Raw genomic sequence first — 5,112 nt, 5'->3', positions numbered from 1 at the left:
CCGAATTTCCGTCCCCACTGGCGCACGGTTTCATAGGTCACGCCAATGCCACGCGCCGCCAGCATTTCCTCGACCATCCGCAAGCTTAAGGGAAGCCGGAAATATAACCAAACGGGATAACTGATCACTTCCGGTGCGATGGCGGCGATAAAGAGGGTCCCGGGCGGTCTGCCGGTCGTCTACCCCTCCGCCGCTCCAATTCGTTAATTTGACGGTACCATTCAATGGACTGTCCCTGTCGAAGGTTGCGGCCGATCTTGCGGCGCACGCCGTCAACGGCTGGCCGCCGGAGGTCATCAACGATTTCGGCAATCTCGGCTTTGTCCGACCTGCTGGCATCGTGTTTCTCAGCAACTTATTCGCATGGATGAGCGCTCATCAAACCAAAATCACGCTCACCAACCTCAGGGGCAAACGCCGTCAGGTTTCTGGACGACTCCCTGTTCTTCGAGCAGCATTGCGGCGCAAAGTTTCGCCCGGATGCCTCACCACGGTCGACAACGCGACCACTGATGAGGATCGCTCATCAGCGATTGCCATGGCTGGCTGGAACACAACCTTGCTCCTTGGCTGGCTGCGCGCCTGTCGATCTCTCCCGCGAGCGGCGTGTACAACCGGCCGGTAGCCGCCATGCCCATCTGATCGCGGGCATCTGGACCGGGTTCAAGGGCGACCGGGGCACCAAGTCCAAGCCGGCCCCCGGCCCTCACCTCGTTTATGGCTTCCTGACGACCGATGAGGAGCGCGACGTATGGATGCGCGCGCCGCGGGATGAAGCAAAGGCATTGCAGCGGCCGTTGCCGGATGATGCGCTGAAGATCGTGATGCGCGGCGCGGATAAGGAAGATCAGCCAACAGCAGGGTAGCGATGCTTTAGCGCCGCAATCGGTATGGTGTTATGGGGACAAGAGGTCTGATGTTGTTCAAATCGCCAACAACGGCCGTGCTCATCATCAGCGCACGCCGATGGCCGAAGCGTTGCATTTCTGCAGGGCGCGGCGTTCGGCATTGCTGCGAACTGCCCGAAACTTCATCTGTATACGAAAGCAATCGCTCAATCGAAAAACGGTATCCGAGGAGTTCGCCAAGGCAACGCAAAGGAATTTGCAGAGGGCGCGTTTCTGTTCCACGAATTGCTAACTGGCGGAAAAGGAGACGAATGTGATGGCGGCTCGTGCACCTGCGATAACGTATGCGGCCTTCGCCCCGGTACATGCTACTTCGTGATTGAACCGTCGGAGGTAAAGCCCTGAGTCCGCAATGCTTTAAGGCAGCACCTTGACGAGATTGGCCCGCTTGCGTGCAGCCAGCTCGACAGCAGCATCGCGCGCCGCTTTGAATGTCATCACTTCCGCTGGCGCGTGCTCATGATCCTTCTCGATCATGGATGAAGCCGCCAAGGAAGCTCGATCTTAGTCAGCTTTTCGCAAGCTGCTCCTGCTAGCATGAAGAGGATAGGTCATCTAGGCGACGCCGCTATCCGGGTGTTACGACATGAACGCAGACGCAGCCGATATCAATGCAACAGCGTCGCAGGTTGGCGCCCCCTCCGACACCGCCGAGAACGGCGGCGATGACACGCGTGCAGCGCTACTGCGCCGAGCATTCGAAAAGGCTCTCGTTTCCGTCGCGACGCAAGTCATAAGCGATTCGCAGTCGGATATGGATGAGGCCATGAGCGAGCTTGATGATGGATGAGCCGATGGTCGGCGCCAGATAGCGATACGGCCGCCTGGTGATTGAATCGAAGACGTGCCAAGTGAGACTTGGCACACGCCAGCAGTTAGATGCGCATTCTATGATCTTTCAGGTCCGCTGCGAACTGCTCCGCGAATCCGAATGCACCTGGATCTTTTTGGCAGCGGGCTGCTGCGACGTCCCTTTGGCGTCCCCAACAGCAGACTTTGACGGAAATGGTGATGCTCAAAGCCATGGCGCCTCCGGCTTCGTGAGAGGATGATGGATGTTCTGGGAGCGCAAGGGTTCACGCCCGGCTTGGTAGGCTAAAGACAGGCAGGGCTCAACGCGAAACAGTGGCTTATGCTTTTGAGCCGAGGGTAGATCGCGCCGCCGAGGCCGTCCCCAATCCAATCTACGATCTTGGCCGGGATTTTCGCTGCGACGCCTGCATCTGCAGGACGTTGACGTGCAGACAGACCTGAGAGCACCGTTCCCGCGCAGCGCCTCCATCGCCGGCAACGCGCCGCAGCAATTCTAGCCGGGTAGCCGGGTCTGGAGGCCCTCCGCCCGTTTGTCGGCGCCAAGGCTGCGATTGCCAAGACAATCTGGCTGTTACCGTCGATCCTAAATCGATAGATCGCCAAGCTGCCCTTCTCGCGGCCGTTTGGCGAAAATGAAAGGCGGGCGCTAGCGCCCGCTTCCACGAGTTTCCGACATCCCCGGGATCAGGCCTCATGCCGGCTGTGCATCGCGACCGAAAATGCGCCGGAACATGGCCTCGCGCATCATCGTCTTGAAATCCGGCGGCGCATCCGGGTTCTCATTGTGGTTGATCACCGACTGCGTCACCTTGCGTCCGGAGTTGTCAACCCACCCCTGATTTGTCTCATGGATTGTCTGAGCTCCATCGGACGTCAGCTGATCAAGCGTTCGCCCAGCATTAGACTGCGTGACCTTCAGATTGTTTTTCCCATCCTTGTCGTCGCCGAGTCCCTCCACAACCATGGCATTGTCGCCGTTGGTGATGGTGAGCTTCGAGGAGATGGTTTTTCCCTTGCCATAATCGACCGTGTCCACCGTAATCTTCGTGCCGTCGTCGAGCTGGAAGGTCATACCTTTCTTGAAGTCGAAATCGTCCTTGCCGTCGCCATTAGCATCGACGTGAGGATCGCCGTGGATCCTCGAGACATGGCCGGTCTGGTTGTTCCTAACGGTCCAGGTGCCGTCCTTCTCATCGGCCGTGATCGTATACTTATCACCAAGGTTGATCGTCGCCTTGCCGTCCTTGACCTCGTGCGACCACACTGGCGCTGGCTGAGATGACGGCGCTGGCGTCTGAGCGACGGCAAACGGAACCATCGCAAGAGGCGGCGGTGGAGGAGGAACGAAGAACACGGGCGTTGCACTGGCAGGCGTTGCGCTTGCAGACTGGTAGTTGCCCGGCGCGCGACCCTGTTCGCCGGCATCGATACTCGCCTGATTCACCACGCCGCCGGCGCCATCGACCCAGCCTTGGCCGCTCTCATGGATCGTCTGGGCACCATCGGGTGTCAGCTCATCAAGAGTCATGCCAGCGTTGGACTGAGTCACCCTCAGATTGTTTTTGCCATCCTTGTCGTCGCCGAGCCCCTCCACAACCATCGCGTTGTGGCCGTTCGTAATGGTCAGCCTTGAGGAGATGGTCTCACCATTACCGTAGTCGACATTATTGACGGTAATCTTGGTCCCATCGTCGAGCTGGAAGGTCATATCTTTCTTGAAGTCGAAGTCATCCTTGCCGTCCCCGTTAGCGTCAACATGGGGATCGCCATGGATCTTCGTGACATGGCCGGTCTGGTTGTTGCGGACGGTCCAGGTGCCATCCTTCTCATTGGCTGTGATCGTATATTTGTCGCCGAGGTTGATCGTGGCCTTGCCATCCTTGACCTCATGCGTCCATACCGGATCGACGGAAGGCTCCGAACCCGAACTTTGCTGGCTCAACAGCATGAAAGGAGGAGGCGGAGCCATCATGTACACGGGAGCAGCCACGACTGGAGTGACGACCGCCGGAGCCACGACAGCGGTTGTGACGCCACCTGCAGGAACGACCACCGGAGCGACAACGACGGCAGCGCCTGCCGGCAGGTACTGGTAGGCACCCGGCGTGACATACTGTCCCAACAGTGTGCTGAAAGCTGGGCTGGCAACCACCCCCTCTGACCCCACCCCATTCACCGTCGAATCGAGTGCGCCGACCACGGGGAGACCGGCCACGGGAAGATACGCCATTTAGTTCACTCCTGATTGCATCGAAGAAAGCGGTAAAACTGCGAGCGTTATGCGCGCATCAACAGGAAGCATTTCAGGCCGCACCCTTGGCCCGATGGTGAGCGAATGAATGCCTCTCGCCACCAGCCCCGGCAGCCTCGATGAGCCCCCTCTCTCATCACCTTCGCAGCGGCTCGGCGCGAGCATATCGCGCCCATCGAACTCGCAGGGACTCTACCTGCAGCACCTGTCGAAAAGCTGACGACAATGAACCACCGACTGAGCATCGCAACCCTCGTAGCATCCGAGGGGTGCGGATCGCATGGTTGCTCGCGGCGGCCGGCCGTCACGACGGACCATCTCAGGCAACTATCGACGCCCGCCGATCACATGTGATACGTCGCTTCGTTAACATCGATCGACTGTCCGATGTCGGCTGCGCCGATCGGTCCTGTTGCATGCGAGATTCACGCCGCTTGCTCTTGATGCAACAATCATCGGGACCGAGAGGCATATCATTCTGTCGATAAGTGACGCGGTCGCCGCAATTCCGCCAGTCACTCCAGCGGTTGGGAAGCAGCATTCCAACCGCTCCGGCCACGCCGCTATTGCCGCCAGCGGCGATCCGAAGATTCCGGACGCGATCTGTGGGGATACGGGCGATCACACCAACAGCCTCTACAGCATCAGCGCGCGGCCCTAACCAGGCTACCGCCCCACGCCATGAGTCTCCAAAGACTTCAGATTGGATGACTCAGCGCTGATCGACAAACGCCACAGCCAACCTGTTGGCCGATCGATCCAAGTGCGCGCCTGACCGCGCACGTAGGTCAGAATTTCGCTGCTAGCCTCACTAGCACTACTTTGGCAGATTGTTGATTTTGCCGCGTTTTATAGGATTCCCGAATCAATTTTTCAATGATTCATGGGTGGTCGGCTCTTGGAGGGCTGACCATGCCGGGATGGGAAGACGAACTCGAACGCTGGCTGATGCCGTTCTTGGACCGGCTGGGTCATAAGACCCGGCAGCGGATGTGTCCTCTGTATGTTGCGGGATTGATCGGTCCTGGCGATCGCAAGAGCGTTCAGCCGATGGCGGAACGCCTTGTCACGAGCAACTACGACCAGTTGCACCATTTCATTGCCGACGGTGTCTGGGACGCGACGCCGCTGGAGACAGAG

3 protein-coding genes and 2 pseudogenes are annotated in these 5,112 nt (G+C 58.9%); 3 read left to right on the top strand and 2 right to left on the bottom strand.

Features of this window, described 5'->3' with window-relative positions; all coding sequences use genetic code 11:
• Positions 1-225, bottom strand: a pseudogene (locus tag IF809_RS37925) (hypothetical protein); the annotation flags it as partial.
• A 398-nt stretch (positions 226-623) separates the two neighbouring features.
• Here IF809_RS37925 and IF809_RS37920 point away from each other — a divergent pair.
• Together IF809_RS37920 and IF809_RS37915 are read left to right on the top strand one after the other, a co-directional pair.
• Positions 624-866 (top strand): annotated as a pseudogene (locus tag IF809_RS37920) (hypothetical protein); the annotation flags it as partial.
• A 628-nt stretch (positions 867-1,494) separates the two neighbouring features.
• On the top strand, positions 1,495-1,698 hold the full coding sequence (locus IF809_RS37915) for a hypothetical protein (RefSeq protein WP_011084467.1): 204 nt from the start codon (positions 1,495-1,497) through the stop codon (positions 1,696-1,698).
• A 714-nt stretch (positions 1,699-2,412) separates the two neighbouring features.
• Here the strand turns inward: IF809_RS37915 and IF809_RS37910 are convergent.
• A complete protein-coding gene (locus tag IF809_RS37910) occupies positions 2,413-3,951 on the bottom strand; it encodes a DUF1521 domain-containing protein (RefSeq protein ID WP_014498039.1) in 1,539 nt (512 codons plus the stop codon).
• Between the two features lie 897 nt (positions 3,952-4,848).
• Between IF809_RS37910 and IF809_RS37905 the strand changes: the two genes are divergently transcribed.
• The coding region (locus IF809_RS37905; protein WP_462840026.1) for a transposase at positions 4,849-5,112 on the top strand (264 nt) is incomplete at its 3' end.

The sequence above is a fragment of the Bradyrhizobium sp. UFLA06-24 genome (assembly GCF_054967145.1).
The sequence above is the reverse complement of the archived record's forward strand: the minus strand, read 5'-3'. Positions and strand labels throughout refer to the sequence as shown.

What these genes read in the sequence shown, in the direction of transcription:
- IF809_RS37910 (WP_014498039.1), bottom strand. Translation starts at nt 3,951, where the DNA reads ATGGCGTATCTTCCCGTGGCCGGTCTCCCCGTGGTCGGCGCACTCGAT.
- IF809_RS37915 (WP_011084467.1), top strand. Translation starts at nt 1,495, where the DNA reads ATGAACGCAGACGCAGCCGATATCAATGCAACAGCGTCGCAGGTTGGC.